The organism is Ruegeria sp. AN11, assembly GCF_056536005.1.
Genome location: NZ_JBQFJD010000001.1, coordinates 3,364,482 through 3,390,435 on the forward strand (window position 1 = coordinate 3,364,482; position 25,954 = coordinate 3,390,435).

30 protein-coding genes are annotated in these 25,954 nt (G+C 61.0%); 16 read left to right on the forward strand and 14 right to left on the reverse strand.

Features of this window, described 5'->3' with window-relative positions; translation table 11 throughout:
- The 3 genes from ACR3EQ_RS16705 to ACR3EQ_RS16715 all read right to left on the reverse strand — a co-directional run bounded on the left by ACR3EQ_RS16705 (position 1) and on the right by ACR3EQ_RS16715 (position 2,088).
- On the reverse strand, positions 1 to 990 hold the full coding sequence (locus tag ACR3EQ_RS16705; protein WP_170614367.1) for a hypothetical protein: 990 nt from the start codon (positions 988 to 990) through the stop codon (positions 1 to 3).
- A 14-nt stretch (positions 991 to 1,004) separates the two neighbouring features.
- Positions 1,005 to 1,475, reverse strand: a complete 471-nt coding sequence (greA, locus tag ACR3EQ_RS16710) for a transcription elongation factor GreA (RefSeq protein WP_170614368.1) — start codon at positions 1,473 to 1,475, stop codon at positions 1,005 to 1,007.
- 232 nt (positions 1,476 to 1,707) lie between these two features.
- On the reverse strand, positions 1,708 to 2,088 hold the full coding sequence (locus ACR3EQ_RS16715) for a VOC family protein (RefSeq protein WP_170614369.1): 381 nt from the start codon (positions 2,086 to 2,088) through the stop codon (positions 1,708 to 1,710).
- 86 nt (positions 2,089 to 2,174) lie between these two features.
- Here ACR3EQ_RS16715 and soxR point away from each other — a divergent pair, with 86 nt between their 5' ends.
- The 4 genes from soxR to ACR3EQ_RS16735 all read left to right on the forward strand — a co-directional run bounded on the left by soxR (position 2,175) and on the right by ACR3EQ_RS16735 (position 7,038).
- Positions 2,175 to 2,630, forward strand: coding sequence for a redox-sensitive transcriptional activator SoxR (gene soxR / locus ACR3EQ_RS16720; protein WP_170614370.1), 456 nt, complete (start codon positions 2,175 to 2,177; stop codon positions 2,628 to 2,630).
- Between the two features lie 136 nt (positions 2,631 to 2,766).
- The gene (locus ACR3EQ_RS16725; RefSeq protein ID WP_170614371.1) at positions 2,767 to 4,413 is read left to right on the forward strand and encodes an electron transfer flavoprotein-ubiquinone oxidoreductase; all 1,647 of its coding nucleotides are present in this window, start codon (positions 2,767 to 2,769) and stop codon (positions 4,411 to 4,413) included.
- A gap of 140 nt (positions 4,414 to 4,553) precedes the next feature.
- The gene (locus ACR3EQ_RS16730) at positions 4,554 to 6,230 is read left to right on the forward strand and encodes a tetratricopeptide repeat protein (protein WP_170614372.1); all 1,677 of its coding nucleotides are present in this window, start codon (positions 4,554 to 4,556) and stop codon (positions 6,228 to 6,230) included.
- Positions 6,220 to 7,038: a 4-(cytidine 5'-diphospho)-2-C-methyl-D-erythritol kinase gene (locus tag ACR3EQ_RS16735; RefSeq protein WP_170614373.1), complete on the forward strand. Its 819-nt coding sequence runs from the start codon at positions 6,220 to 6,222 to the stop codon at positions 7,036 to 7,038. The genes ACR3EQ_RS16730 and ACR3EQ_RS16735 overlap by 11 nt, the downstream gene beginning before the upstream one ends.
- Here the strand turns inward: ACR3EQ_RS16735 and ACR3EQ_RS16740 are convergent.
- Positions 7,031 to 8,029: a polyprenyl synthetase family protein gene (locus ACR3EQ_RS16740; RefSeq protein WP_170614374.1), complete on the reverse strand. Its 999-nt coding sequence runs from the start codon at positions 8,027 to 8,029 to the stop codon at positions 7,031 to 7,033. The genes ACR3EQ_RS16735 and ACR3EQ_RS16740 overlap by 8 nt on opposite strands.
- 56 nt (positions 8,030 to 8,085) lie before the next feature.
- Between ACR3EQ_RS16740 and ACR3EQ_RS16745 the strand changes: the two genes are divergently transcribed.
- The 3 genes from ACR3EQ_RS16745 to ACR3EQ_RS16755 all read left to right on the forward strand — a co-directional run bounded on the left by ACR3EQ_RS16745 (position 8,086) and on the right by ACR3EQ_RS16755 (position 9,358).
- The gene (locus ACR3EQ_RS16745) at positions 8,086 to 8,301 is read left to right on the forward strand and encodes a putative signal transducing protein (RefSeq protein WP_170614375.1); all 216 of its coding nucleotides are present in this window, start codon (positions 8,086 to 8,088) and stop codon (positions 8,299 to 8,301) included.
- On the forward strand, positions 8,298 to 9,068 hold the full coding sequence (locus ACR3EQ_RS16750) for a methyltransferase (RefSeq protein WP_170816941.1): 771 nt from the start codon (positions 8,298 to 8,300) through the stop codon (positions 9,066 to 9,068). The genes ACR3EQ_RS16745 and ACR3EQ_RS16750 overlap by 4 nt, the downstream gene beginning before the upstream one ends.
- Positions 9,069 to 9,193: 125 nt before the next feature.
- Positions 9,194 to 9,358 (forward strand): YdcH family protein, encoded by a 165-nt coding sequence (locus ACR3EQ_RS16755; RefSeq protein WP_170614377.1) that lies wholly within the window; start codon positions 9,194 to 9,196, stop codon positions 9,356 to 9,358.
- 100 nt (positions 9,359 to 9,458) lie between these two features.
- Here ACR3EQ_RS16755 and yddG read toward each other — a convergent pair whose 3' ends face one another.
- The 9 genes from yddG to ACR3EQ_RS16800 all read right to left on the reverse strand — a co-directional run bounded on the left by yddG (position 9,459) and on the right by ACR3EQ_RS16800 (position 16,343).
- Entirely contained in the window at positions 9,459 to 10,325 is an 867-nt protein-coding gene (gene yddG, locus ACR3EQ_RS16760; RefSeq protein WP_170619264.1) for an aromatic amino acid exporter YddG, read from the reverse strand.
- An 80-nt stretch (positions 10,326 to 10,405) separates the two neighbouring features.
- Positions 10,406 to 11,128, reverse strand: coding sequence for an acetoacetyl-CoA reductase (gene phbB, locus ACR3EQ_RS16765; RefSeq protein ID WP_170614379.1), 723 nt, complete (start codon positions 11,126 to 11,128; stop codon positions 10,406 to 10,408).
- Positions 11,129 to 11,315: 187 nt separating this feature from the next.
- A complete protein-coding gene (locus ACR3EQ_RS16770; protein WP_480491286.1) occupies positions 11,316 to 12,491 on the reverse strand; it encodes an acetyl-CoA C-acetyltransferase in 1,176 nt (391 codons plus the stop codon).
- A 191-nt stretch (positions 12,492 to 12,682) separates the two neighbouring features.
- Entirely contained in the window at positions 12,683 to 13,516 is an 834-nt protein-coding gene (locus tag ACR3EQ_RS16775; protein WP_170614381.1) for an EAL domain-containing protein, read from the reverse strand.
- Positions 13,517 to 13,630: 114 nt separating this feature from the next.
- A complete protein-coding gene (locus tag ACR3EQ_RS16780) occupies positions 13,631 to 13,819 on the reverse strand; it encodes a hypothetical protein (RefSeq protein WP_170614382.1) in 189 nt (62 codons plus the stop codon).
- 92 nt (positions 13,820 to 13,911) lie between these two features.
- The gene (locus ACR3EQ_RS16785; RefSeq protein ID WP_170614383.1) at positions 13,912 to 14,883 is read right to left on the reverse strand and encodes a sterol desaturase family protein; all 972 of its coding nucleotides are present in this window, start codon (positions 14,881 to 14,883) and stop codon (positions 13,912 to 13,914) included.
- On the reverse strand, positions 14,880 to 15,266 hold the full coding sequence (locus ACR3EQ_RS16790; protein WP_170614384.1) for a hypothetical protein: 387 nt from the start codon (positions 15,264 to 15,266) through the stop codon (positions 14,880 to 14,882). The genes ACR3EQ_RS16785 and ACR3EQ_RS16790 overlap by 4 nt, the downstream gene beginning before the upstream one ends.
- A 59-nt stretch (positions 15,267 to 15,325) precedes the next feature.
- Entirely contained in the window at positions 15,326 to 15,655 is a 330-nt protein-coding gene (locus ACR3EQ_RS16795) for a hypothetical protein (protein WP_170614385.1), read from the reverse strand.
- A gap of 115 nt (positions 15,656 to 15,770) precedes the next feature.
- The gene (locus ACR3EQ_RS16800; RefSeq protein WP_480491289.1) at positions 15,771 to 16,343 is read right to left on the reverse strand and encodes a TlpA disulfide reductase family protein; all 573 of its coding nucleotides are present in this window, start codon (positions 16,341 to 16,343) and stop codon (positions 15,771 to 15,773) included.
- A gap of 21 nt (positions 16,344 to 16,364) precedes the next feature.
- Between ACR3EQ_RS16800 and argH the strand changes: the two genes are divergently transcribed.
- Genes argH through ACR3EQ_RS16825 form a run of 5 tightly spaced genes read left to right on the forward strand, consistent with a single transcriptional unit; the run spans position 16,365 to position 22,019 of the window.
- Positions 16,365 to 17,753, forward strand: a complete 1,389-nt coding sequence (argH, locus tag ACR3EQ_RS16805; protein ID WP_480491291.1) for an argininosuccinate lyase — start codon at positions 16,365 to 16,367, stop codon at positions 17,751 to 17,753.
- Positions 17,750 to 17,935, forward strand: coding sequence for an argininosuccinate lyase (locus ACR3EQ_RS16810; protein WP_321249300.1), 186 nt, complete (start codon positions 17,750 to 17,752; stop codon positions 17,933 to 17,935). Before argH ends, ACR3EQ_RS16810 begins: the two co-directional genes overlap by 4 nt.
- Before the next feature lie 30 nt (positions 17,936 to 17,965).
- Entirely contained in the window at positions 17,966 to 18,115 is a 150-nt protein-coding gene (locus tag ACR3EQ_RS16815; RefSeq protein ID WP_170614389.1) for a hypothetical protein, read from the forward strand.
- A gap of 55 nt (positions 18,116 to 18,170) precedes the next feature.
- Complete coding sequence (lysA, locus tag ACR3EQ_RS16820; RefSeq protein ID WP_480491293.1) at positions 18,171 to 19,436, forward strand: diaminopimelate decarboxylase; 1,266 nt, start codon at positions 18,171 to 18,173, stop codon at positions 19,434 to 19,436.
- A gap of 36 nt (positions 19,437 to 19,472) precedes the next feature.
- Positions 19,473 to 22,019, forward strand: coding sequence for a TIGR02302 family protein (locus ACR3EQ_RS16825; protein WP_480491295.1), 2,547 nt, complete (start codon positions 19,473 to 19,475; stop codon positions 22,017 to 22,019).
- 18 nt (positions 22,020 to 22,037) lie between these two features.
- Here ACR3EQ_RS16825 and ACR3EQ_RS16830 read toward each other — a convergent pair whose 3' ends face one another.
- Complete coding sequence (locus tag ACR3EQ_RS16830) at positions 22,038 to 22,751, reverse strand: zinc-ribbon domain-containing protein (RefSeq protein ID WP_170614391.1); 714 nt, start codon at positions 22,749 to 22,751, stop codon at positions 22,038 to 22,040.
- Between the two features lie 188 nt (positions 22,752 to 22,939).
- On the opposite strand from ACR3EQ_RS16830, the gene ACR3EQ_RS16835 reads away from it, so the two are divergent.
- Genes ACR3EQ_RS16835 through ACR3EQ_RS16850 form a run of 4 tightly spaced genes read left to right on the forward strand, consistent with a single transcriptional unit; the run spans position 22,940 to position 25,845 of the window.
- The gene (locus ACR3EQ_RS16835) at positions 22,940 to 23,617 is read left to right on the forward strand and encodes an ATP-binding cassette domain-containing protein (protein WP_170614460.1); all 678 of its coding nucleotides are present in this window, start codon (positions 22,940 to 22,942) and stop codon (positions 23,615 to 23,617) included.
- Positions 23,614 to 24,513 (forward strand): FtsX-like permease family protein, encoded by a 900-nt coding sequence (locus ACR3EQ_RS16840; RefSeq protein ID WP_170614392.1) that lies wholly within the window; start codon positions 23,614 to 23,616, stop codon positions 24,511 to 24,513. Before ACR3EQ_RS16835 ends, ACR3EQ_RS16840 begins: the two co-directional genes overlap by 4 nt.
- On the forward strand, positions 24,513 to 25,253 hold the full coding sequence (locus ACR3EQ_RS16845; protein WP_170614393.1) for a lysophospholipid acyltransferase family protein: 741 nt from the start codon (positions 24,513 to 24,515) through the stop codon (positions 25,251 to 25,253). The genes ACR3EQ_RS16840 and ACR3EQ_RS16845 overlap by 1 nt, the downstream gene beginning before the upstream one ends.
- A complete protein-coding gene (locus ACR3EQ_RS16850) occupies positions 25,240 to 25,845 on the forward strand; it encodes a pyridoxamine 5'-phosphate oxidase family protein (RefSeq protein ID WP_170619259.1) in 606 nt (201 codons plus the stop codon). The genes ACR3EQ_RS16845 and ACR3EQ_RS16850 overlap by 14 nt, the downstream gene beginning before the upstream one ends.
- Positions 25,846 to 25,954: the final 109 nt, after the last annotated feature.

Genomic DNA, 25,954 nt, shown 5'->3' on the forward strand with positions numbered 1-25,954 from the left:
TCAGTCGAAGGTACCCGCAACCCGTCCCAGCAGCATGAACGCGCGGGCGGTTCGGGTTTCACCTAGCGCGGTCAGTTCAGCATCGCTGGCGATGGGCTCGAATTCCACGATCATGTTGTCGAACCGCCGCAGAAAATGGTGCGCGGCGTCGCGGAAAATCGGGTCCTGCTTCATTCGCGCCGCCGTCAAGGCCAGCGAGGACCGGTCCCGAATGCCGCCCAGAGCGGCCACTGCACGGCCGCGTGCGCCCTGCGCGAACTGGCGCCAGATTTCAGGTCGGGCCATGTCGGGACGCAGGTCGTCCATATAGATCCCCTCCTGGCTGAGAAGGGTCAGCACATCCTGCGAGGCCTGCACCAGTTGTGCGGTCTTCCTGTCCTTCAGCGCCAGCCTCAGGGCGTCGAACCCTTCGGCATCGTCCTGTGTTTCAGGAAAGTTCAGGGCACGGATAAAGATACCGGTCGGCAGAGGGCGCGCGATGTCTTCCGCTGGTGTGCCAAGCGCAAGTGAGGTCTGGTCTCCCGGTGATGGTGCCGCCCTGCGCACAGGTTCGCGGCGCTTGGAAGAAAACGTAGCCAATGCGCTTTCCGTCTTCTTCGCTGTCTGCGCGATTTCATCCAGCTTCTTGCTGACGGCAGGCTCATACGTACTGGCGGCGCGCTGCTGCTGCGTGACATAGGCGTTTCGGATCGCGTCGATTGCCGTCTGCAGTCGGGCACTTTCCTCGCGCATGACGCGGCTGGCGCGCATGGCCATGGCCGCCACCCAGATCATGGCCACGGGCATGAACACTGCAAGCAGCGTGACGATGAAACTGCTGGTTTCGACCCGGCCGGGCAGCACCAGAAAAACCACCGAAACAACCAGCCAGATCAGGCTGAGAACAACACCCGCGATCTCGATGCCGCTCACCGACGGCGCTCCGGGGCGATCGTAGATGCCCAGAGATGTCGGTTGCTTGGTTTCGCGGTCAGGATTGGACCCCGACATGATCAACGCTCCGATCAGGCGTACTCGATACTCAGAATTTCATAAGACCGCACACCGCCGGGGGTACGGACTTCGACACTGTCCCCCTCTTCCTTGCCAATCAGGGCGCGGGCAAGGGGGGATTTGATGTTCAGCAGGCCTTTTTCGATATTGGCCTCATATTCACCCACGATTTTCCAGGTCTTTTCTTCGTCGGTGTCTTCATCGACCAGCCTGACCTTGGCGCCGAACTTGATCGCGCCCGACAGTTTGGCCGGATCAATTACGTCAGCCAGCGACAGGATGCCTTCCAGCTCTTTGATGCGCCCTTCGATAAAACCCTGTTTTTCACGGGCCGAATGATACTCGGCGTTTTCCTTCAGGTCGCCCAGTTCCCGCGCCGTCGCAATGGCCTCGATGATCGCCGGGCGTTCGACGGACTTCAGGTTCTTCAATTCCGCCTCAAGCGCGGCATTGCCCGCGGGCGTCATGGGAATTTTTTCCATTTTGTCTTCGTCCACGCATAAATTGAGTCGCCCCGCCGCTCAAAGCGTCGGGGCGAATGATGGGTCGTCAGATACCTGACCCAAATGCAGCGTGAAATGCAAGGGGGCTCAGTGGTTCCGGTGCTTTATTCGCGAACTCGCGCCGTCGGGATGGGGCAAGGCATGCCTGCGGCGATGCCCCAGAAGGTCGCCCCTGCGCCAGTGATGCGCTTCGGTTCCCAGCCACAGCAACTCAATCATACTGCACCACCTCGAATTCGATGCCGTTGTCATCCTCGAAATAGAACCGCCTGCCGGGTTCGTAATCCGCATGGTTGTGCGGCTTGAATCCCGCTTTGCGCACCTTGCTTTCAGTGGCATCGATATCCTCGACCAGCACGCCGACATGGTTCAGCCCGCCGACATAATCGTAACTGTTCTCACCCGAGCGCATGGGTTTGCCCGGCGCATAGAGCGCGAGATAGGTGTGTGCGCTGCCCACGTGGACCGTATAGCCGCCAGCGATTGCCGGACCTTCCCACCGGGTTTTCCAGCCAAAGACCTTCTCCATCCAGTCTGCCGAAGCCTTTGGGTCGCGGACAGTGAAATTGGTGTGTTCAAGCGTCGCCATCATGGGATCTCCTTTGCGAATTCAGGCTTGTCACGACTCACCGTAATTTCTAAACCTAACTTTAGGTCAAGAAGTTTTTTGAGGTTCTGATGGCTGCATCCGAAGGGCTGGCAATTGGCGCACTGGCCCGGCGCACCGGACTGGCTGTTTCAGCCATCCGGTATTACGAGGCACAGGGCCTGATTGCACCCTGGCGCAATGCAGGCGGGCAGCGTCGCTATCAACGTGCCGATATCCGGCGGCTGAGTTTTGTCATGATCGCCCAGCAATTCGGCCTGACCCTGCCGGAGATCCGAGAGGTGTTGTCGGGCCTGCCCGGAAACCGCACCCCCACACCGCAGGACTGGAAGCAGATCAGCACCACCCTGCGCGCCCGGCTGGATCTGCGAATCGATACCCTGACACGATTGCGCGACAATCTGGATGGCTGCATCGGGTGCGGCTGCCTCAGCCTGCCGAAATGCGCCCTTTACAACCCCGATGACCGGGCAAAGTCCAATGGTAGCGGTCCCAGGTATCTCATGGGTGATACACCAGACGGCTGAACTGCCGTATTGCTGCTGTTTTACGCCGTGTTTCGATTGACCAAGGTCTTGCCGACCGGGTAATCAGCCGTGAAACAAAATTGCGCACACCACGCAGTGAAAGCGCCAATTCGGAAAGTTAGCTAAGGAGCCCGCGATGGCCGAGATTGAACGCGAAGCGATGGAATACGATGTGGTGATCGTGGGCGCAGGCCCCGCGGGCCTGTCGGCGGCCATTCGTCTGAAACAGCTGGATGCCGACCTGAACGTCGTTGTTCTGGAAAAGGGCTCGGAAGTGGGCGCACATATCCTGTCGGGTGCGGTACTGGATCCGTGCGGTCTGGATGCGCTGATCCCCGACTGGAAGGAAAAGGGCGCGCCGCTGAACGTGCCTGTGCACGAAGACAACTTCTACATGCTGGGTGAGGCGGGCAAGATCCGCATCCCGAACTTCCCGATGCCGCCGCTGATGAACAACCACGGCAACTACATCGTGTCGATGGGCAATGTCTGCCGCTGGATGGCGGAACAGGCCGAGGAACTGGGCGTGGAAATCTTCCCGGGCATGGCGTGTTCTGAACTGGTTTACGGCGACAATGGCGAAGTCAAAGGCGTTGTTGCTGGCGTTTTTGGCCTGGAAGCAGATGGTTCCTACGGCCCGAACACCGAACCGGGCATGGAGCTGCACGGCAAATACGTCTTCCTGTCGGAAGGTGTGCGCGGCTCGCTGTCGAAAGAAGTCATCGCCAAATACGACCTGTCGGCCGGCAAAGAGCCGCAGAAATACGGCGTCGGCATGAAAGAGATCTGGGAGATCGACCCGGCCAAGCACAAGGAAGGCTCGGTCACGCACACCATGGGCTGGCCGCTGGGCAGCAATGCGGGCGGCGGGTCGTTCATCTATCATCTTGAAAACAATCAGGTCTATGTCGGTTTCGTGGTGCACCTGAACTACAAGAACCCGCACCTGTATCCTTACATGGAATTCCAGCGCTTCAAGCATCACCCGATGGTCGCCGAACTGCTGAAAGGCGGCAAGCGCGTGGCCTACGGCGCCCGCGCGATCACCGAAGGCGGCCTTCAGTCGATGCCGAAACTGGTCGCACCCGGCGTGGCGCTGTTGGGCTGTTCTGCGGGCATGGTCAACGTGCCGCGCATCAAGGGCAACCACAACGCGATGCTGTCGGGCAAGGCCGCAGCCGAGGCTGCTTATGACGCCATCAAGGCCGACCGCTCGGGCGACGAACTGACCGCCTACGAGGCCGACGTGCGCGAAGGCGCAATCGGCAGCGACCTCAAGAAGGTGCGCAACGTCAAGCCGCTGTGGTCGAAATACGGCCTGACTGCTTCGCTGGTGCTGGGCGGCATGGACATGTGGACCAACACGCTGGGCTTCTCGTTGCTGGGTACTCTGGGTCATGGCAAGAACGACGCGGAATCGACCGAAGATGCCAGCAAGCACAAGCCGATCGACTATCCCAAACCTGACGGAACGCTGTCGTTCGATCGTTTGACCAACGTTTCCTTCGCGGCCACCAATCACGAGGAAAGCCAGCCCTGCCACCTGCGCCTGGCCGACCCCGAGATTCCAGTCAAGGTCAACCTGCCCAGGTTCGACGAACCGGCGCAGCGCTACTGCCCGGCGGGCGTCTACGAGATGGTCGAGGATGAAAACGGTCCGCGATTCGTGATCAACTTCCAGAACTGCGTCCACTGCAAGACCTGCGACATCAAGGATCCCAGCCAAAATATCACCTGGACCACACCGCAGGGCGGCGACGGGCCGAACTATCCAAACATGTAAGCGAAAACCCGGGCAATGGCGGCGTCGTGAAGGCTCTGCCATTGCCTCTCAGGGGCCAAAGCCCTAGCTTATCGTTCAGATAACGATAGCGAGGCAGAATTCTGGTGATTTCCCTGGTTCGACGCGTGGCATTGGCTGCAATGCTTTCTTCCCCTATTGCCGTTCCGGTCTTGGCCGATACCGGCGCCGGGGCGTATCTTGCGGGTCGTCAGGCGATCTATGAAAGCGACTATACGGCGGCCGAGAAATATTATTCGCAGGCCCTTCGCTTTGATCCGGAAAACCTGCACCTGCTGGAAAGCGTGGTCGTGGCCCGTCTCGCGCTGGGCGAGATTCAGCGAGCCCTGCCCGTCGCGCAGAAAATCGTGGACAACGACTTGCCAAGCCAGGCCGCGCGCATGGTGCTGTCGGCGGCTTTGGTGGCAGACGAAAAATATGACGCGTTTCTGGCCCTTGATCCTGAAACGCAAGGTGTCGGGCCGCTGGTTGACGGGCTAATGATTGCCTGGACCTACATGGCGCAGGGCGCCATGACCAAAGCGATGGAGCAGTTTGACAAGGTTTCCACGCAGGACGGTCTGAGGGAGTTTTCGCTGTATCATAAGGCAATGGCCCTTGCGTCCGTGGGCGATTTTGAAGGGGCTGAGGCAATTTTTGCCGAAAACAACGGAACCATTGCCCGCTTCAGCCGCCGCGCTGCACTTGCCCGGGCCGAGGTCCTGTCGCAACTGGACCGCAATGCCGACGCGCTGGCATTTCTGGACGAAGTGTTTTCCATAGGCAGCGACCCGACCATCGAAGGCTACGAGACGCGTCTGACCGACGGCGAAACCCTGCCTTTCACACATATCGGATCAGCTCGGGACGGCATGGCCGAGGTTTTCTTCTCGGTTGGCGCGGCACTGAATGGCGAAGCGGCACAGAACTATGTCCTGCTTTACACACGTGTGGCGACCTTTCTGCGCCCCGATCACGTCGACGCGATTTTGCTGGGGGCAGAGCTGCTGGACGATCTGGAACAGTTTGATCTTGCAGTTGCGGCCTATCGGACAGTGCCTTCTGACAGCCCTGATTTTCACGTTGCCGAACTGGGCCGGGCCGAAGTTTTAGGGCGTGCAGGCAAGAAAGACGCTGCAGCGGAAGTTCTGCAGAACCTGGCGGCACAACGTCCGAACCTGCCGTCCGTTCATGTGGCACTGGCCGATTTGTTGCGCCGGGACGAAAACTATGCCGCCGCGGTGCCGTCCTACGACCGGGCGATCGAGCTGACCGAAACCGGGGCGGGCGGCAGTTGGTTCCTGCACTATGCCCGCGGAATTTCGCATGAGCGTCTCAAGAACTGGGATCAGGCCGAGGCGGATTTTCGCCGCGCGCTTGAACTGAACCCGGACCAGCCGCAAGTGCTGAATTACCTCGGCTACTCGCTGGTCGAACGTCGCGAAAAGCTGGACGAGGCGCTTGAAATGATCGAACGCGCCGTCGCCACGCGCCCGGACAGCGGTTATATCGTGGACAGCCTCGGTTGGGTTCTGTTCCGGCTCGGCCGCTATGAAGAAGCCGTTGAGCATATGGAACGCGCCATCGAGCTGATGCCGGTCGACCCGGTGGTCAATGATCATCTGGGCGACGTCTATTGGGCCGTTGGGCGCGACCGCGAGGCCGAGTTCCAGTGGAAACGCGCCCTGTCTTTCATCGACCCCGACGACACCGATGGTGAGGCCGATCCCGACCGTATCCGGCGAAAGCTCGAGATCGGGCTGGACGCGGTTCTGGCGGAAGAAGGTGCAGAGCCTCTTCAGGTTGCCAATGAAGGCTGAGGCATTTGCCCCCGCCAAGATCAACCTGACCCTGCATGTGACTGGCCAGCGCGAAGATGGCTATCACCTGCTGGATTCTCTGGTCGTGTTCGCAGATATCGGTGATCACCTGACGTTCGAGCCCGGCCCGGACCTGTCGATGGACGTCACCGGTGAACATGCCCGGGGTGTACCATCCGATCAGCGTAATCTGGTTTGGCAGGCGGCGGATGCAGTTGGCTGGACAGGCCGAATTACCCTGAACAAGTCGTTGCCCCATGGGGGCGGTATCGGCGGCGGGTCTTCGGATGCGGCCGCGACATTGCGTGTGCTCGCGGGATCGGGCAACGGAAAGCTGCCGAACCCGGTGTCACTGGGTGCTGATATCCCGGTCTGTTTGATGGCGAAAGCCGCGCGAATGCGGGGCATAGGCGAACAGATCAACCCTGTTTCCCTTCCGCCGCTTTATGCGGTTCTGGTCAACCCTTGCGTCGGGGTTCCGACCGGTTCCGTTTTCAAGGCGATGGAAACGCGCCACAACCCGGCTATGCCCGAGGATATCCCTGAATTTGAAACGGCGGAAGACTGCGCCGCGTGGCTGAAAGGCCAGCGCAACGATCTGCAGGCACCGGCCATGGGCATTGCGCCTCAGATCGGGCGGGTTCTGGATGAGCTCGACGCCTCTCGCGGTGTTCTTTTGTCGCGGATGTCCGGCTCGGGCTCGACCTGTTTCGGGCTTTACCCGTCCATGAAGGCCGCGCATTTCGCGGCCTATGAAATCGGCGCGGCCCATTCCGACTGGTGGTGCCGCGCAACGCAGCTTAATTGAGGCGAGCGACCACGTAGTCGGCCAGATCGCGCAGCAGCGACCGGATCTCGTGATCGGGCAGCACCTCCAGCGCGGTTTTGGCCTTGGCGGCCCAGCCGATGGCATCCGAACGGGTGGCCTCCAGCGTGCCGTATTTGTTCATCAGGCTTAGCGCGTGATCCAGATCGCCATCCTGCTGGCGGCCCTTGCCAATCGTGCGTTCCCAGAAGGCGTGTTCGTCTGCCGTGGCCTGCGCCACGGCCTTGATCACCGGCAGGGTCAGTTTGCGCTCGCGGAAATCATCGCCGACATTCTTGCCGGTTGCCTTGCTGTCGCCCTGATAGTCCAACAGGTCATCGGCGATCTGAAAGGCAATGCCAAGCGCGTCGCCATAGTCGAACAGCGCTTTCACCTGCTCTTCCGATGCACCGGCAATCACGCCGCCTACCTCGGTTGCAGCCGAAAACAGCGCGGCCGTCTTTCCGCGCACCACCTGCAGATAAATGCCCTCGTGGGTGCTCAGGTCGGTGGCTGCCGTCATCTGCAACACTTCACCCTCGGCAATCGTGGCCGAAGCGTTGGCCAGAATGTCCAGAACGCGCAACGACCCGGTTTCCACCATCAGCTGGAAACTGCGGGAAAACAGGTAATCGCCAACCAGAACACTGGATTTGTTGTCCCACAGCAGGTTTGCCGTGGGCCGCCCGCGCCGCTGGGCGCTTTCGTCCACAACGTCGTCATGCAGAAGCGTGGCGGTATGAATGAATTCGACCGTCGCGGCCAGACGCACATGGTGGTCGCCTGAATAGCCAAACAGACGGGCTGCGGCCAGAGTCAGCATGGGGCGCAGACGCTTGCCGCCCGCCTCAACCAGATGAGCGGTCACTTCGGGGATACGAGGGGCGTGTTCCGACGCCATGCGCGTGCGGATCAGATGGTTTACCGCATCCATTTCACCGGCCAGAATGTCGGCCAGCCGTTCATGTGGTTTCGAGATTGTGCTGACGTTCATCACACTCCTGATACAAGGCTCGACTTCCGCCGCTCCTTGCCCTTACATCCATCCCCATGGAAGAACTATTGCGCAGCACCGATCCGACAATCCTGGCCTTTGCATCCGCTCTCCTTGAAGGCGAGGATATAGACTGCTTTCAGATGGACGTAAATATGAGCATCCTCGAAGGCGGCATAGGAATTTTCCCCCGCCGCCTGATGGTGCGCGCCGACGACCTGATCCGCGCCGAACGGGTAATGCGTGACAACGACATCCCCTTGGGCCGATGAGCGGGTTCTCCGACAGCGAGCTGATCTGCAACGAGTTCCTCGGCGGACGCGTGCGGCTGTGGCAGCCTTTGTCCGGCTATCGCGCAGGTGTTGACCCGGTTCTGCTGGCGGCCTCGGTTCCGGCCACGGCAGGCCAAACCGTGCTGGAGCTTGGCTGCGGGGCAGGCGCCGCCATCCTGTGCCTTGCCGCCCGCGTGCCGGGCCTGCACCTGACAGGGGTCGAATTGCAACCCGCCTACGCCGATCTGGCGCGGCGCAACGCCGCAGAGAACGATGTGCCGCTGGCAGTGATACCGGCAAACCTGACCGATCTACCCAATGATCTGAGGCAAAGACAGTTCGATCACATTATCGCCAACCCGCCCTATTACCGCCCCGGCGCACACAGCCCGGCGCAGGATTCAGGGCGGCAGGTGGCGCTGGGCGAGCAGACACCGCTGTCGGACTGGATCGGCGTGGCCGCCAGGCGGCTTGCCCCGCGCGGCTATCTGCACATGATCCAAAAGGCCGAACGCCTGCCGGACATGTTGTCGGCCTGTGCCGGCAGACTGGGTTCAGTCGAAGTCCTGCCGCTGACGCCGCGCGCGACCCGAGATGCGGAACTGGTTATTCTGCGCGCGCGGAAAGAGGGGCGCGCTGCCTTCCAGCTCCATTCCCCGCTGATCCTGCACACAGGCGCACGGCACGAGAGGGACGGTGAGAGCTATACGCCCCAGGTAACTTCGGTGCTGCGGAACGGGGCCGGGCTACCCGGATTCTCGGATTGATAGGCGGTGACCGGCCGAATTTGTCGGATTTGTGACAGATTCTGTGCGTCTGCGGCGTGACAGGCTGGAAACGATGTGGTCAACTTCCCATGTAAAACTCAGACATCCAACTAAGGAGGATCGCCATGAGCGTGAGCGCACATCTGACGGAACTGAAGAAAAAACACGAAAGTCTCGGTCTCGAAGTGGAAAAAGCCCAACGCTCGCCAGGAATTGATGATCTCCATATTGCGCAGCTCAAAAAGCAGAAGCTCAAGCTGAAGGAAGAGATCGAACGCCTGTCCAATTAAAGCGTCCAGCACCTGACCTGAATCACTCTGTATCGCCAATGTCCCGAAAGCACCAAAGGCGCGGCAGGTTATTGGCGATGCAAGTTCAGGGCAGGGCGAACTAGGACTTCAGACTGGCCCGCGCCGCAATTGTGGCCCCGCCGGTGATCAACAGCGCCGCGACCGCCAGACCCCAGGAAGGGGCGGCGATCCCGGCGAGAACCAGCGCAAGCGTAGACAGCAATGGTGCCGCATAGGACGCGGTGCCCAGTATCTGAATGTCGCCCCGCTTGACCCCGATATCCCAAACATAAAACGCCAGCCCGACCGGTCCCAGACCCAGGGCAAGGATCGATGCCCAGCCGAATGCGGTCGCGGGCCAGACCGTTTCCTCCACAGCAAGATGCAGCGCGCCCGAGGCAATTGCCGCGGCGATGCAGAAAACAGCAACCGAACTGGTGGGGGTATCGCCCAGACGCCGGGACAGAACGGAATAGCCCGACCAGGTCAACGCGCACATCAGTGCCAGCGCATATCCGGGCAGGTGTTGCACCTGAAACCCGGTGCTGCCGCCACCGGCAATGATCAGCGCCGCGCCCGCGAAACCGAAGCAGGCACCAATCAGATGCCCGATGCGCAACCGCTCGCCGGGCAACAGCCCCGACAGCAGAACGATCAGCAAAGGCCAGAGATAGGCGATCAGACCCGCCTCGGCCGCGGGGGCCATCCTCAGTGCCGAGAAATATAGGGCGTGATAGCCGAACAGACCCAGCGTTCCGAACAGATAAGTTGTCCAGGGTACGCGCCCAAGTTGTTGCAATCCGCCGGTGGCCCAGGTCCAGATCAGGCCCAGGGTGCCGCCGATTGAAAAGCAGACGGCGTTCAGCAGCAACGGTGGTGTCGGTGTCGAGCCGACAGTGAACAGGGCCAGCAGGGACCACAGCAGCACAGCAATAAAACCAATCGCCGTTGCGCGCATTCTGGTCATGGGGCAGCCTCTTCGGGAATCTAAAATTGACAGGGCCGGCCCATTTGGACCGGCCCGTTCAAAATTGCAATCGCTCTTGATCAGACGAAGAACTGCGCACCGTTGGCCGAGATGGTCGAGCCGTTGATGAACTGGGAATCGTCCGATGCCAGGAACGCCACGCAGCGCGCGATTTCCTCGGGCTCACCCAACCGGCCGGCCGGGATCTGACCGATGATCGATTCGCGGACTTTTTCCGGAACCGCCATGACCATCTCCGTAGCGATATAGCCGGGGCAGATCGCGTTTGCGGTGATGCCCGCACGTGCACCTTCCTGCGCCAGCGATTTCACAATGCCCAGATCGCCCGCTTTGGTTGCGGCATAGTTCACCTGCGCGAACTGGCCCTTCTGTCCATTGATCGAGCTGATGACGATCACGCGGCCAAACTTACGCTCGCGCATGCCGGGCCAGACCGGGTGTACGGTGTTGAACACGCCGGTCAGGTTGGTGTCGATCACCTGATGCCACTGCTCGGGCGTCATCTTGTGGAAAGGGGCGTCTTTGGTGATACCGGCATTTGCCACAACGATGTCGATGGGGCCAACTTCGGCCTCGACCTTTTCGATACCCGCCTTGGACTCGTCATAGTCGGCGACGTTCCACTTATAGGTGGCGATACCGGTTTCCTCGGTGAATTTCGCGGCGGCTTCGTCATTCCCCGCATAGGTGGCTGCAACGTTGTACCCTTCGGCTTTGAGCGCCTTGGAAATTGCTGCGCCGATGCCGCGGGAGCCGCCGGTTACGAGTGCTGTACGTGCCATTTAGGAGTCCTCCAAATTTAGTCGGCTTGGTAATTCTGTTACTCTGAGAGAGATTGGTGCGCAATATCGTTTCGTTCAGGTCTTTGCTTTTCTGCTCAGCGAAATTGTCGCAGCTACGGTGTAAGGCTTGATTGTAACAAAAAAGGGCGTCCGTGGGACGCCCTTTTCTATTTGGTTCTCAACGCACTTAGTCGCGCTCCACGCACAGGGCGACACCCATGCCGCCGCCGATGCACAGGGTCGCCAGACCCTTCTTCGCGTCGCGGCGCTTCATTTCGAACAGCAGCGTGTTCAGAACGCGGCAGCCCGAGGCACCGATCGGGTGGCCGATGGCAATCGCGCCGCCGTTCACGTTCACGATCGACGGGTCCCAGCCCATGTCCTTGTTCACGGCGCAGGCCTGCGCGGCAAAGGCTTCGTTCGCCTCGACCAGATCCAGATCGTCTACCGACCAGCCGGCTTTCTCCAGCGCCTTGCGCGACGCGTAGATCGGGCCCACGCCCATGATCGACGGGTCCAGACCGGCAGTGGCGTAGGATGCGATACGGGCCAGCGGCTCGATCCCGCGCTTTTCGGCGTTTTCAGCAGACATCAGCAGGGTTGCGGCCGCGCCGTCGTTCAGGCCCGAGGCGTTTGCCGCGGTGACAGAACCGTCCTTGATGAAGGCAGGGCGCAGCTTGGCCATGGCTTCCATGGTCGCGCCGTGACGGATGTATTCGTCGCTGTCCATCACGATGTCGCCCTTGCGGGTCTTGATGGTGAACGGCGTGATCTCGTCGGCGAACTTGCCGGCCTTCTGCGCGGCTTCGGCCTTGTTCTGCGAGGCAACGGCGAATTCGTCCTGCATGTCGCGGCTGATCTGCCACTTCTCGGCGACGTTTTCAGCGGTCTGACCCATGTGATAACCGTTGAAGGCATCCCACAGACCATCGCGGATCATCGTGTCGATGTATTTCATGTCGCCCATCTTGTGACCGGCGCGCAGGGCGGCAGCATGGGGCGAAAGGGTCATGTTTTCCTGGCCGCCGGCGGCGACGATTTCGGCATCGCCCAGCTGGATGTGCTGTGCGCCCAGAGCAACGGCACGCAGGCCCGAGCCACAGACCTGGTTGATGCCCCAGGCCGCGCTTTCCTGCGGCAGGCCGGCATTGATGTGCGCCTGGCGCGCGGGGTTCTGGCCCTGAGCGGCGGTCAGAACCTGGCCCATGATGGTTTCGCTAACCTCGCTTTTGTCGATTCCCGCGCGTTCGACAACGGCCTCAAGCACAGCGGCCCCAAGATCGTGGGCGGGGGTGTTGGCAAACGAGCCGCCAAAGCTGCCGACACCGGTACGTGCGGCGGATGCGATTACTACGTTGGTCATTCGATTAATCCTTTACCGTCATGGTCCTGTGGGAAATGTGACGGCGCAGATCGTAGAGGATCCCCCTGCAATCAAGAGCGCCCCGTGATCCCCGCTCCAGCACCATTTGGATATCGCAATGCTGCACGCGCAGCAACGGGCAGCTTGTCTCAGGGCGGCAGGTCGTAGGCTGAAATGTGTTGCGGCAGGTGTTAAGTCCCTGTCTCCTGTGTCTTTTCCGCTTTCCACGGCGGTTTGACCGAAGGCGCGCCGAACAGAAAGCCCTGCAGGCAATCGACACCGCTGGCCACCAGAAACTCGGCATCCTGCTTGGTTTCAACCGATTCGGCGGTCACGAGGATTTCGAATTCGCGGGCAACCGCGATCAGGGCTCTGACCAGCGCCTGATTGTCGGGGTTCGTGCTGACACCACGCACGAATTGTCCGTCGATCTTTGCCGCGTCGAACAGAAACTCGCGAAAGTGGCGAAAGCTGAAGTTGCTGGCGCCAAAATCGTCCAGCGCAAAGGCGATGCCGCGGGCCTGCAGACGATCCATGAAATCGACCACCAGTTCCGGTACCTGCATCGCCGAACTTTCCGAGATTTCAAGGATCAGCCGCTCACCCAGAGCGGGGTCATTTTTCATGAACCGCTCAAGAATACGCGACCAGCGGGTGTAACCGATCGAGCGGGCCGACATGTTGATCGACAGTCGGATCCCCGGATTGCGCGTCAGGGTGCGCAAACCCATTTCAAGCGCGACACAGTCCAGCTCGCGCCCGATTGGCGTGTTTTCAACCTCGGGCATGAACTCGCGCGCTGGAATGACCCGCCCGGTTTCGTCCAGCACCCGGATAAACCCTTCGTAGAACGCCACGCCGTGGGGGGCATTGGCCTGCATGACCGGCTGAAAGGCCAGCTTGCATTGCTTGTGTTTCACCGCCTCCGTCGCCATTTGCACCGTCGACAAATCGCGCGAAGCCACCGCCGCGTTCAGCGGATTGTCCGCGCCTTCCGGCAGATCAGCCAGTTTCCTGTCCCGCATGGGCGCACCCGGTCCTTGCGTAAAATTGATAGGGGTCTGATGCCCATATCAGAGCAAAGAAGTGAATCTGACGTTAATCGAGACAGAAGCGTAAAAGCTGCTATGTGCCGGGGATCACTTGGCCGATCGGCTGGTCTGACGCAATGTGGTTGCTGCGCCGATCAGGGCCCCAAGAAGGCCCAGCGTCATCATTGCAAAGCCCAAACCTAGGAATACCGAAGGTCCTCCGCCAATGGCTGTCAGCATGGCAAGGACAAGGCCGGTCAGGCCAAAAACAGTATAAAGGGTCGTTGTACGAGACATAAAGGCCTCCGGGCACGCTAAATCAAAACATCGTTCTAATATGAAGCCGGGGCCAATAATATCAAGTATTCAGCGTAAGATAGTCGTTGCGCTCAGGAATGTTCCGCCTGTTTTGCGGGCAAAAATTCCTCGAGATGTTCAAATCCGGGCGTTCCGCGATCTTCGGGATGTCGGGCCAGATGGCTGGCCTTGATCTGCTCAGAATTCTTCCGGCTTCCGTCATGGCTGTAGCCCGGCGGCGCAAAGCAATAGGCCAGGCGCTGCCGCCATGTCAGCTCGGGCTGCGTCGCGTCGCGCCAGATGCCGACCCATTCGTGAAAGGCCACGCGCAGCGGGTTGAACGTGCCGATATTATGCACCAGCCCATAGTCGACACGGTCATCATCCTGTTCCGGTACAAAAGTACCGAACATCTTGTCCCAGATGATGAACACACCAGCATAGTTGCAATCCAGGTAACGCGCATTGCGGCCATGATGCGCGCGGTGATGGCTAGGGGTGTTCATCACCGCCTCGAACCAACGCGGCATTTTGCCGATGGCTTCTGTGTGAATCCAGAACTGATAGATCAGGTTCAGCCCGCCGACGAACAGCACCATCGCGGGATGGAACCCCAGCAGGATCAGCGGCGCGCGCACCACCATCATGAAGGTGAACGTATAGGTCCACGTCTGCCGTAGCGCCGTGGTCAGGTTGTAATGCTGCGAACTGTGATGGTTCACATGGCTGGCCCAGACCCAGCGGATGCGATGGCCAAACCGGTGCACCCAGTAATAGCGCAGGTCATCCAGCACGAAGCAAAGAAAAATCACCGGGATCGAAGTGCCCAGGTCCAGCGGCGTAATCCGCCACAACCACATGAAAAACGCGTATGCGATGAAGCCCAGCAGAAAGCCCGAGGCGATGTTGCCCGCACCCATGATCAGCGAGGTTACGGCGTCGCGCGTCTCATACCGTCCGCCGCGGCCCTTGATGGCAATCCACAGAAACTCGGCCAGAATGGCGGCGATGAAAAACGGGACGGCCCATTGCACGGCGTCGGGAAAGCTCACTTGGTCGGTCATGAAGGGTCCATCATCAGACGCCAGTGCTGGCGTTCGCTGTCATCAAGGCTGAGGATTACGCGTGGGGTGCTGAAATCATGAAACTGAACCTCGATGCCTTTGGGATGGTCCATCCAGTCGAAATCAAGCAAATGCCGCGCCACGGTATCCGCACCGAACGACCACAAAAGCCCCTTGCCAGCGTCCGTGCGGATCAGCGCCGCATGGCCGTCATGGGCAATCATGACATCAATGATGTAGTCCTCCGGGGCATGTCGCAGCCATTCCGACCGCGCCGTGTCCGGTGTCAGAAGGCGCAAACGGGACTTGCCCGTCGCATGCAGCAACAGGGTAATTCCGGCGATACCGCCGACCACCAGAACCAGCAGGATTTCAAGCGGCATTCCGTCCTCCCGCCGACAAGTTGCAAGGCGGATAACCGACTGTCAAAGGTGGCGTCGCGTCAGCCTTTTTCCAGACTTTCCAGGATTTCATGCTGCACCACGCGCCGGACGAACGGGACCAGACCTTCGGGACCAGACGTGCGGTCTTTCAGGTGAATGCAGATATCCGGACGGCGGGAGGCGATTATGCCCACCATTTCGCCCCGTACCTTGTCATCCAGCCCCGCGCCCATGATGGCGCATGCGATCCGGGGTTCGGCGTCCAGTTGCCGCCGCACCTCATCAGGGTCATGTGCACCCAGCCATTGAATCGGCAGGTGATCCAGTTGCTGCGCGACATCTCCGATCACATTCGGCAAGCGTCCAATCAGCAAAACCACAGGTCTCATCGTCACCTCCATTCCCAAAACGCAAACTGCCCCGCCCAACAGGAGGGGCGGGGACAGTATATCACGAGATTGAAATGGACGGGCCTACATTACCGGATTGTACCGATAGTCTTTTTCAGCTTTCGCCCTCTGTGCCGACCAGCGCCGCGATGATCGCCTTGGCGCTGTCCGAATTCCATTCCGCATCCCCTATCAGGCGCGCGATTTCCTGTCCCTCGGGGTTCAGGATGACGGTGATCGGCAGGGCGATGACGCCGAATTCACGCGCGGCGGCCTGGCTGGGGTCCTGATGGCGCGGAAGGTTGACGATTCCGTTCTCGTCGAAGAACTTCTTGATCCCGGCATGGGTGTTTCGACCGGTGGCCAGGGTGAGAACCTGAAATTTGTCGCCGCCGAATTCTTCCTGCAATTCTGCAATCTGGGGCATTTCCTTGCGACAGGGCGCGCACCACGTGGCCCAGAAATTCACCAGCACATATTTGCCGGCGTAATCTTCAAGTGTGCCGACCCCGCCGTCGTCTTCCAACTGGAACTCGATGGTCTTTGCCGGTTTGGGTTCCTTATGCAGGATCAGCCGCTTCAGGCTGCCGTCCCGCAGCGGCGCCAGAGTTTCGGCATCACTGGCCAAAGCCGCATTTGCACCCAGCGCAAGGGCCATATAAAGGGGGATCAGACGTAACAGGCGCATATCAACTCCGGGTTTTCCAACATGACCGATCAATCCTCGAACCAGATGTGGGGCGGCCGCTTTGCCGCCGGTCCAGACGCGATCATGGAGGCAATCAACGCCTCGATCGGGTTCGATCAGCGGATGGCAGCCCAGGACATCGCAGGCTCGCGCGCCCATGCCGCCATGCTGGCTGCCACGGGCGTTATAACTGATAGTGACGCGCAGGCCATTCGGGAAGGGCTGCTCACCGTTTTGTCAGAAATCCAGAACGGAGAATTTCAGTTCTCGACCGCGCTGGAAGACATCCACATGAATGTCGAAGCGCGCCTGAAGGAAGTGATCGGAGAGCCCGCAGGCCGTTTGCACACGGGCCGCAGCCGTAACGATCAGGTGGCAACCGATTTCAAACTCTGGGTCCGCGATCAGCTGGACGCGGCGGAAACCGGGTTGCTGGCCCTGATCCGCGCGCTTTTGGCGCAGGCCGAGGCCGGGGCGGACTGGGTCATGCCCGGATTTACCCATCTGCAAACCGCGCAACCAGTGACGTGGGGTCACCACATGATGGCCTATGTCGAGATGTTTGGCCGTGATCTGTCCCGCGTGCGCGACGCCCGCGCCCGGATGAACGAATCGCCGCTGGGTGCCGCCGCGCTTGCAGGCACTTCTTTCCCGATCGACCGGCACATGACGGCCGAGGCGCTCGGCTTTGACCGCCCCGCCGCGAACTCGCTGGATGCGGTCAGCGACCGCGACTTCGCGCTCGAGTTCCTTTCGACCGCCTCGATCTGTGCCGTGCATCTGTCGCGCTTCGCCGAGGAACTGGTGATCTGGTCCTCGGCCCAGTTCCGGTTTGTGACGCTGTCCGACCGGTTCTCGACCGGATCGTCGATCATGCCGCAAAAGAAGAACCCGGATGCGGCGGAACTGATCCGCGCCAAGGTGGGGCGCATCTATGGCGCCAATACCGCGCTGATGATGGTGATGAAGGGCCTGCCGCTGGCCTATTCCAAGGACATGCAGGAAGACAAGGAACAGGTCTTTGACGCCGCCGACAACTGGATGCTGGCGCTGGCGGCGATGGAAGGCATGGTCAAGGACATGACCGCCAACCGAGACAGCCTTGCCTCCGCCGCCGGTTCCGGTTTTTCGACCGCCACCGACCTGGCTGACTGGCTGGTGCGCGTTCTGGGCCTGCCGTTCCGCGACGCCCACCACGTCACCGGCGCGCTGGTGGCCATGGCCGAAGCCAAGGCCTGCGACCTGCCCGATCTGACCCTTGAGGATATGCAATCGGTTCATGCCGATATCACGAATGATGTCTATTCTGTCCTAACCGTCGAAAACTCGGTAAACTCACGTCAGTCCTACGGAGGCACGGCACCGGATCAGGTCCGCGCCCAGGCTGAGCGATGGAAGGGACTGCTGTGAAACAAGTCATGCGCATCTTCATGCTGATCGCGGTCGGAGTTGCTCTGGCCGGGTGCGGCGCGGACGGCGAGCCGACCACCCCAACCATGAGCGCCAGTGTCGGCGTCGGATCAAATGGCGTTCACGTCGGCGCAGGCGTCGGATTCTGGCGCGGACCCGTCGGTGTGTTCTTTGGTGTCTGACCGGCCGAACGAAAGAACGAAAAACTCTTGATGAAAACCTTTCTTCTGATCCTTTCGCTGGCCGCGCTTGCCGCTTGCGACCCAAACTACAAACCGCGCTCTGAACCGGCGGCGGAACCCAGAGGTTCGGGCATTTCCATCTCGGGGTATGGCCGCGTGGGAATTTCGACGACAAAATAAGGGTTCCGCCGGAATCATTTGCTCCGAATGCCCTTTTTGGTCTAAGCGCGCAGTCATGGATCACTTTCTCTACCGCGACGGCGCGCTCTACGCCGAGGATGTCCCGATTTCCGAGATTGCAGCCGCGGTCGGAACGCCGTTCTACGTCTATTCCACCGCGACATTGCTGCGGCACTTTCAGTTGTTCGATGACGCGCTTGAGGGCACCGATCACCTTGTCTGCTACGCGATGAAGGCGGCCAGCAATCAGGCGATTCTGAAAACGCTGGCGCAAGCCGGTGCGGGAATGGACGTGGTCTCGGGCGGGGAATACATGCGCGCCAAGGCAGCCGGTGTGCCGGGCGACAGGATCGTGTTTTCGGGCGTTGGCAAGACGGCGGATGAAATTCGCACCGCACTGACCGGTGGCATCCGCCAGTTCAACGTGGAATCCGAGCCCGAGATGGAGGTGATCAATGCCGTCGCGCAGGAGCTGGGCGTTGTGGCGCCGATCACAGTGCGGGTGAACCCCGACGTCGACGCCAAAACCCACGCCAAGATCGCGACCGGCAAGTCCGAGAACAAGTTCGGCATCCCGATTGCGCGCGCTTCCGAAGTCTACGCCCATGCTGCCAGTCTACCCGGGCTGGAGGTGATCGGCATCGACGTTCATATCGGCTCGCAACTGACCGAGCTTGAGCCGTTCGAGCTGGCATATACCAAGGTGGCGGAGCTGACAGAAAAGCTGCGGTCTGAAGGGCACGATATTCGTCGCCTCGATCTGGGCGGTGGCCTCGGCATTCCGTACACCCGCTCGAATGACGCACCACCACTGCCAGTGGAATACGGTGCACTGATCAAGAAAACGCTGGGCCATCTGGGTTGCGAGATCGAGATCGAGCCGGGCCGATTGATTGCCGGAAATGCCGGGCTGATGGTCAGCAAGGTGATCTATGTGAAATCCGGCGAGGGTCGCGATTTCCTGATCCTTGACGGCGCCATGAACGACCTGATTCGCCCCGCAATGTACGAGGCGTATCATGACATTGTCGTCGTTCATGAACCCGCGCCGGGGGTCGAACAGCAACCCTATGACATCGTGGGCCCGGTCTGCGAAACCGGTGATACCTTTGCCAAGCAGCGCGATATGCCGCCGCTGCACGCCGGTGATCTGGTCGCGTTCCGCAGCGCCGGGGCCTATGGTGCGGTGATGGCCAGCGAATACAATACCCGTCCCCTGATCCCCGAGGTTCTGGTGCATGGGGATCAATTTGCGGTTATTCGTGAACGCCCAAGCTTTGACGAAATCATAAACCGCGATACCATACCCCCATGGCTCTGACGCGATGATCGCACGGGCCTGATCAGGAGGCCCGCCTTGAGCGACAGATCAAACCTGCCTATTCCCCGGCTGTCCCTGTGGCTGACGCACGCAGGGATGCTGGCCGAGCGGGTTTTGCGCGCGTTTTGGCCGTTTTTTTCGATTTTGATGGCCATTTTGGCCGCTCTGATGTTGGGTCTGCAGGATCTTGTCAGTGTCGAATTTGTCTGGGCGGCGGGCAGTGTCGCGCTGATCGGACTGCTTTCTGCGCTCATGTTCGGGGTCAGGCGATTCCATCTGCCGACACGCGCCGAGGCGTTGGTGAGGCTGGATGAAACACTGCCGGGACGCCCGATCCAGGCCTTGGTGGACGATCAGGCCATCGGCTCCATGGACGCGGCCTCGGTCGCCCTGTGGCAGGCACACCAGAAACGCATGGCACAAAAGGTGGCGCAGGCCGAACCCGTAAAGCCTGACCTTAGGCTGGCAGACCGCGACCCCTTTGCCCTGCGCTATGCAGCGCTTCTGGCGCTGGTGATCGCAACCCTGTTCGGGTCGTTCTGGCGTATCGGATCCGTGGCCGAGATGACGCCGGGTACTGCGACAGCGGGGCAGGGGCCAAGCTGGGAAGGCTGGATCGAACCGCCCAGATACACCGGTCTGCCGACGCTCTATCTGGCCGATCAGCCGGGCCCCGATCTGACGCTTCCACAGGGCAGCCGCATCACGTTGCGCTTTTACGGAGAAGTCGGGTCACACAGCCTGACCGAGACCACGTCTCTTTTGGGGGCCGAGGCCGAGACCAATCCCGAACAGGATTTCGTGGCCGAACATTCAGGGCAATTGAAGATCGAAGGCCCCGCAGGGCGCGAATGGGCGCTGAACCTGCTTGCCGACGCGGCGCCGCAGATTGCGGTGACCGATGTGGCCGAAGCCGAGGCGGGTGGTCAGATGAAACTGCCCTTTGCGGCAAGCGATGATTATGGCGTGGTCTCGGGCACCGCATTGATCGAACTTGATCTGGCCTCGGTTGATCGCCGCTTTGGCCTGACTGCAGACCCTGAACCGCGCGAAGCCGTGACCGTTGAACTGCCCATGCCGATCACCGGCGACCGGGCCGATTTCACGGAAGACCTGATCGAGGATTTCTCGGAACATCCCTGGGCACACCTGCCGGTCACGATAACCCTGATGGCACGGGATGCCGCCGATCAGGAAACCTGGTCCGATCCCTATCAGACGGCCCTTCCTGCGCGCCGTTTCTTCGACCCGCTGGCTGCCGCGGTGATTGAACAACGGCGTGACCTGTTGTGGGCCCGTTCCAATGCGCCGCGCATTGCGCAAGTTCTGCGCGCCGTGTCCCACCGCCCCGAGGATTTGTTTCGGTCCGACACCGCCTATCTGAGGCTTCGGGTCGTGCTGCGCCGGTTGGAGACGTTCACCGATTATGGCCTGAAGCCGGATCAGCAAGCCGAAATAGCCCAGGCCCTGTGGGATCTGGCCGTGCTGATCGAAGATGGCACTCTGGCCGATGCGCTGGAACGCATGCGCCGCGCGCAGGAGCGCCTGACGGAGGCGATGAAGAATGGTGCCAGTGACGAGGAAATCGCCGAGCTGATGCAGGAGTTGCGCGAAGCCACGCAGGATTACATGCGACAGCTTCAGCGGCTGGCACAAGAAAACGGTGAAGGCGGCGAGAACCAGACAGGCCCAAATGGCGAGTCTCTGCAGATGACCCAGGACGATCTGCAGCGGATGATGGACCGCATTCAGGAACTGATGGAACAGGGCCGCATGGCCGAGGCGCAACAGGCGCTGGAAGAGTTCCAGCAGATGATGGAAAACATGCGCGTGACCCAAGGTCAGGGGCAGGGCGGACAGTCCGAGGGTCAACAGGCCATGGAAGGGCTTGCGGAAACCCTGCGCGAACAGCAGGGCCTCAGCGATCAGGCGTTCCGGGATTTGCAGGAACAGTTCAACCCCGGTGCGCAGGCCGGCGAAAGCCGCGGCAACGAAGGCCGTTCCGGTGGCCTGGGCCGGGGCCAGAGCCATGAAGGCCAGGGCGGTCAGGGTGACGGCTCGGACGATCAGGCCGGCGGCGGACAACAGGGCCAGGGATCGCTTGCAGACCGCCAGCAGGCCCTGCGCGAGGAACTCAGACGTCAGGAACAGGGCCTGCCGGGTGCCGGAACCGCCGAAGGTGAAGCGGCGCGCGAGGCGCTGGGCCGCGCCGGTCGCGCCATGGACGAAGCGGAAGACGCCCTGCGCGGCGACGATCTGGCCGAAGCCATTGACCGACAGTCCGAAGCGATGGAGGCCCTGCGCGAGGGCATGCGCTCGCTGGGCGAGGCGCTGGCGCAGAACCAACAGAACCAACCGGGACAGGGCTCGCAGGAAGGCGACATGGAGGCCAACAACCGCGATCCACTGGGCCGCAGCCCGGGTGCTGCCGGGTCGATCTCGACCGACGACAACCTTTTGCAGGGGGAAGACGTCTATCGCCGCGCGCGTGAACTGCTGGACGAAATCCGCCGCCGCACCGGTGAATCCGATCGGCCCAAGATCGAGCTGGAATACCTCAAACGCTTGCTGGAACGTTTCTGACGCTTGGTTTTGCGCGGTTCAGTTCTGAACCGCCCCGGATTGCGCTTGAAGCCAGACGCGCGCCTGATCCACCAGCGAGACATAGGGTTTCAGAACAGGGTCGGCCTGCGGAACAGCTTCACTGATCTGCTGCGCGTTGCCGTAGATCAGAAACAGAAGAACACCGATGATCAGGATCAGTGAGAATCCCCGCAGAAAGCCGCCCGATTTGCGCTGCGCGGGCTGATCGTCGGTATCGGACGCGTTCACTTCATCGCTGCGCAGGCTGGAATTGATCGCCTCGACATCCGGCAAAGCGTCTTTCTGCCCCGCATCTGCGGCGGTTTCCACGGGAACGGATTGCGTCGCAGGCGCCGGTTTGGCGACCGGTTCCAGCGCAAGATCAGGCTGGCTTTCAAGGCCGCCCCCTTCCTTGGCCCGCAATTCCGCCTCGCGGGCTGCCTCCTCCTTCAGGATGCTGGCGACAGAGGGGTCGACACCGCTTTTGGCTTCAGCAGGCTGCGCCTCTGCGGGCTCGTTCATGTCGTCCGCTGGCGGCGATGCGGGCTCGGGCGCCTCATCGGTTGCAGCATCCGGTGCTGCCGGTTCGGGCGCAGAGACTGCTTCAGCCGGGTTCTTCGCCTGAAACCACGTCTCTTCACAATTGGAACACTGAACGTCGCGGCCTTCTTCCGGAATAACCTCATCCGGAACTTCATACTGGGCACTGCAATTGGGACACGTAAGACGCATGCTGCCTCCTGGCCGATTGATCGGCCTGATAGTAGTTTTTTAAGGAACCATATTCCGTTAAGACCCAACAGCAAAGGGCGATTTCGGTTTCACGGGTCAAGTGTCACCAAATCGACCCGGTGCAGGCATTGAAACCGCAACCGCGCTCGGGCAAGAAGAGCGGCAGAAAAAACCTGGGGGCGCACCTTGTGATCGAGCTGGAGAATGTCAGCTACACCTATGGCGACGGCGAACTGCTGAGCGACGTGTCGATCCAGCTGCCGCCGGGGTCCTTCCACTTTCTGACCGGTCCTTCGGGTGCGGGCAAGACCACGTTCCTCAAACTGTGCTACGGCGCTCTGTTGCCGACATCCGGTCGTCTCAGCGCGTTTAACAGCGATATTGCCCGGCTGGACCGCGACCAGATGGCCCTGTTGCGTCGCCGGATCGGCGTGGTCCATCAGGATTGCCAGTTTCTCGACCACATGACACTGGCGGAAAACGTGGCTCTGCCGCTGATGGTTTCGGGGCGGGCCGAAACGGCCGAACAGGACAACCTGACAGAACTGCTGAGCTGGGTCGGGCTTGGATCAAGGCTCGAGGCGCATCCGCCGGAACTGTCGGGCGGCGAACGCCAGCGCGCCGCGCTGGCCCGCGCGGTGATCCTGTCGCCGGATGTGGTGCTGGCGGATGAACCCACCGGCAATGTGGACTGGGAAATGTCGCAGCGCCTGCTGCGCCTGCTGGTCGAACTGAACCGGATGGGCAAAACGGTGCTGATCGCGACCCATGACCTCAGCCTGATCCGCGCCGCCAAAAGCCAGGTACAGGCGCGTGTTCTGCGGATCTCGCAGCGCAAGCTGCAGCTCGCGGGGGCCGATCTATGAGCAATGGCACCATCCGCAACCTGCTGTCGCGCGACAAACGCGCCGACCGGGTGGTTCCGCCCACAGGGTATACCGCGCATCTGACCCTGTTCGTCTCGGGCGCGATGGGATTTCTGGCGGTATTTGCGCTGGCCCTGTCGCTGGCTTCGGGCCGCGTGGCGGATCGCTGGGCGTCGGAACTGGCCGGTGCCGCCACCTTGCGCATCAACGCCCCTGCCGGACAGCTTGCGGCCCAGACCGAAGCCGCCCTGACCGTCCTTGGCCAGACCCCTGGAGTCGCCTCGGCCCGCGCCTTGACGGATCAGGAACAGGCCGCTCTGCTATCGCCATGGTTCGGACCCGATCTGCCACTGGACACTCTGCCCGTGCCGCAACTGATCGAGATTATCGAAGGCGAACCGGGGCTGGATGCCGCCGGGCTGCGCCTTCGCCTGAGCGCCGAGGTGCCTGGCGCGGTTCTGGATGACCACACACGCTGGCGCGAACCGCTGGTTGACGCGGCCATGTCGGTGCGGCGACTGGGCTGGATTTCCATTCTGCTGATCGGCGGTGCAACCGCCGCAATGATCACGCTGGCTGCCAACGCCTCGCTGGCCGCCAACGCCCGGATCATCGAGGTCCTACGCCAGGTCGGAGCCCGCGACCGTTTCATCGCCGGAGCCTTCGTGCGCCGCTTTACCTATCGGGCGCTTCTGGGGGCCGGGATCGGAACCCTGTTTGGAATGATCGGCGTGTCACTGCTGCCCGATACCTCGGATGCGGGCGGGTTTCTGACCGGGCTCGGCTTTCAGGGGGCAGGATGGTTGCTGCCGGCCGTCATCCCGCTTCTAGGTGCTACGGTTGCGTTCTTCGCGACCTGGAGCGCCGCCCGCAGAAAACTAAAGGAGCTTTCCTGATGCGAACAGGTTTTCAATGGATTCGCTCTTTGATCTTCATGATCACAATCTATGCCTGGATGTTGATCCTTGGCATTGTCTTCGCGCCCTATGCCCTGTTCACCAAACGCGGCGCATTGCAGGCCTGCAAGACCTACGCCCGCAGCACGATCTGGCTGGCCCGCTGGATGGTCGGCATCCGCTGCGAGGTGCGCGGATCACCCCCCCATGACGAAGTCGTCATCGGCGCCAAGCACCAGTCCTTCCTCGACATCATCATGATCTTCAGCGCCATCCCCCACGGCAAGTTCATCATGAAACGAGAGCTTCTGTGGACCCCGATCATCGGCATGTATGCCCGCCGCTTGGGGTGTATTCCGGTCAACCGCGGCAAAAGGGGCGCGGCCGTGGCGAAGATGGTCAAGGATGTCGCAAAGGAATTCACCGAACCTGGTCAACTGGTGATCTACCCGCAAGGCACCCGAGTCGCGCCGGGCGTTCAGAAACCATACAAGGTTGGAACCGCGGTGCTTTATGAAGGTCTCGGGTTTCCATGTGTTCCGGTGGCCACCAATGCGGGCGTTTTCTGGCCCCGCTCCGGGATCATGCGCAAGCCCGGCCTTGCAATTGTCGATTTCCTGGATCCGATCGAACCGGGTGTGGCCCGGGACGAATTTCTGGACCGGCTGGAACAGGAGATCGAGACGCGGTCGAACAGTCTGATGCGGGAAGTGGGGTTTGATCCGGATGGAGTTCATTGACGACATAACCGCGCTTGAGGCGCTTTATGGCAAACCCGGCGCGCCGTCCTTGCGCAAGGTGGTGCGCCATCTGACACCGCTTTACCGAAAATGGATCATGGCTTCACGCCTTTGTATTCTCAGCACGGTGGGCCCCGAAGGTGTCGATGGCAGCCCGCGTGGCGATGATGGCCCCGTGGTGCTGGAGCTTGACGCCAAAACTCTGGCGCTTCCGGATTGGCGTGGAAACAACAGGCTGGATTCCTTGCGCAATATCGTCCGCGACCCGTGCGTTTCTCTCATGTTTATCGTGCCGGGGTCGAACAACGTCGTTCGGCTGAACGGAACCGGGCGCCTGACCGCAGATATCGGAATGCGTGACAGGTTCGAGAAACACGGGAAGACCCCGGCAACCGTCATTGTCATCGAAATAGACGAAATCTACACCCAATGCGCCCGTGCCCTGATGCGGGCCGGAACTTGGACAGGCAGGGACCAGAGCACCGATCTGCCAACGATCGGCGAAATGCTGGCCGAAGCGTCAGGTGGCGAGGAAGGCGGCGCGGACTACGATCGTGAATGGGTCGCCCGCGCGGCAAAAACCATGTGGTAACGGGGGCTCTGCCCCCGCCGCGCGTGCCGCGCGACTCCCCCGGGATACTTTCGGCCAGATGAAGAGCGGATCCGAACTTCATCTGGCTCCAAATATCCCGGAGCGCGAG

Coding starts and splice junctions, on each gene's coding strand:
- ACR3EQ_RS16705 (WP_170614367.1), bottom strand. CDS start 990: ATGTCGGGGTCCAATCCTGACCGCGAAACCAAGCAACCGACATCTCTG.
- greA (WP_170614368.1), bottom strand. CDS start 1,475: ATGGAAAAAATTCCCATGACGCCCGCGGGCAATGCCGCGCTTGAGGCG.
- ACR3EQ_RS16715 (WP_170614369.1), bottom strand. CDS start 2,088: ATGATGGCGACGCTTGAACACACCAATTTCACTGTCCGCGACCCAAAG.
- soxR (WP_170614370.1), top strand. CDS start 2,175: ATGGCTGCATCCGAAGGGCTGGCAATTGGCGCACTGGCCCGGCGCACC.
- ACR3EQ_RS16725 (WP_170614371.1), top strand. CDS start 2,767: ATGGCCGAGATTGAACGCGAAGCGATGGAATACGATGTGGTGATCGTG.
- ACR3EQ_RS16730 (WP_170614372.1), top strand. CDS start 4,554: ATGCTTTCTTCCCCTATTGCCGTTCCGGTCTTGGCCGATACCGGCGCC.
- ACR3EQ_RS16735 (WP_170614373.1), top strand. CDS start 6,220: ATGAAGGCTGAGGCATTTGCCCCCGCCAAGATCAACCTGACCCTGCAT.
- ACR3EQ_RS16740 (WP_170614374.1), bottom strand. CDS start 8,029: ATGAACGTCAGCACAATCTCGAAACCACATGAACGGCTGGCCGACATT.
- ACR3EQ_RS16745 (WP_170614375.1), top strand. CDS start 8,086: ATGGAAGAACTATTGCGCAGCACCGATCCGACAATCCTGGCCTTTGCA.
- ACR3EQ_RS16750 (WP_170816941.1), top strand. CDS start 8,298: ATGAGCGGGTTCTCCGACAGCGAGCTGATCTGCAACGAGTTCCTCGGC.
- ACR3EQ_RS16755 (WP_170614377.1), top strand. CDS start 9,194: ATGAGCGTGAGCGCACATCTGACGGAACTGAAGAAAAAACACGAAAGT.
- yddG (WP_170619264.1), bottom strand. CDS start 10,325: ATGACCAGAATGCGCGCAACGGCGATTGGTTTTATTGCTGTGCTGCTG.
- phbB (WP_170614379.1), bottom strand. CDS start 11,128: ATGGCACGTACAGCACTCGTAACCGGCGGCTCCCGCGGCATCGGCGCA.
- ACR3EQ_RS16770 (WP_480491286.1), bottom strand. CDS start 12,491: ATGACCAACGTAGTAATCGCATCCGCCGCACGTACCGGTGTCGGCAGC.
- ACR3EQ_RS16775 (WP_170614381.1), bottom strand. CDS start 13,516: ATGCGGGACAGGAAACTGGCTGATCTGCCGGAAGGCGCGGACAATCCG.
- ACR3EQ_RS16780 (WP_170614382.1), bottom strand. CDS start 13,819: ATGTCTCGTACAACGACCCTTTATACTGTTTTTGGCCTGACCGGCCTT.
- ACR3EQ_RS16785 (WP_170614383.1), bottom strand. CDS start 14,883: ATGACCGACCAAGTGAGCTTTCCCGACGCCGTGCAATGGGCCGTCCCG.
- ACR3EQ_RS16790 (WP_170614384.1), bottom strand. CDS start 15,266: ATGCCGCTTGAAATCCTGCTGGTTCTGGTGGTCGGCGGTATCGCCGGA.
- ACR3EQ_RS16795 (WP_170614385.1), bottom strand. CDS start 15,655: ATGAGACCTGTGGTTTTGCTGATTGGACGCTTGCCGAATGTGATCGGA.
- ACR3EQ_RS16800 (WP_480491289.1), bottom strand. CDS start 16,343: ATGCGCCTGTTACGTCTGATCCCCCTTTATATGGCCCTTGCGCTGGGT.
- argH (WP_480491291.1), top strand. CDS start 16,365: ATGACCGATCAATCCTCGAACCAGATGTGGGGCGGCCGCTTTGCCGCC.
- ACR3EQ_RS16815 (WP_170614389.1), top strand. CDS start 17,966: ATGAAAACCTTTCTTCTGATCCTTTCGCTGGCCGCGCTTGCCGCTTGC.
- lysA (WP_480491293.1), top strand. CDS start 18,171: ATGGATCACTTTCTCTACCGCGACGGCGCGCTCTACGCCGAGGATGTC.
- ACR3EQ_RS16830 (WP_170614391.1), bottom strand. CDS start 22,751: ATGCGTCTTACGTGTCCCAATTGCAGTGCCCAGTATGAAGTTCCGGAT.
- ACR3EQ_RS16840 (WP_170614392.1), top strand. CDS start 23,614: ATGAGCAATGGCACCATCCGCAACCTGCTGTCGCGCGACAAACGCGCC.
- ACR3EQ_RS16845 (WP_170614393.1), top strand. CDS start 24,513: ATGCGAACAGGTTTTCAATGGATTCGCTCTTTGATCTTCATGATCACA.
- ACR3EQ_RS16850 (WP_170619259.1), top strand. CDS start 25,240: ATGGAGTTCATTGACGACATAACCGCGCTTGAGGCGCTTTATGGCAAA.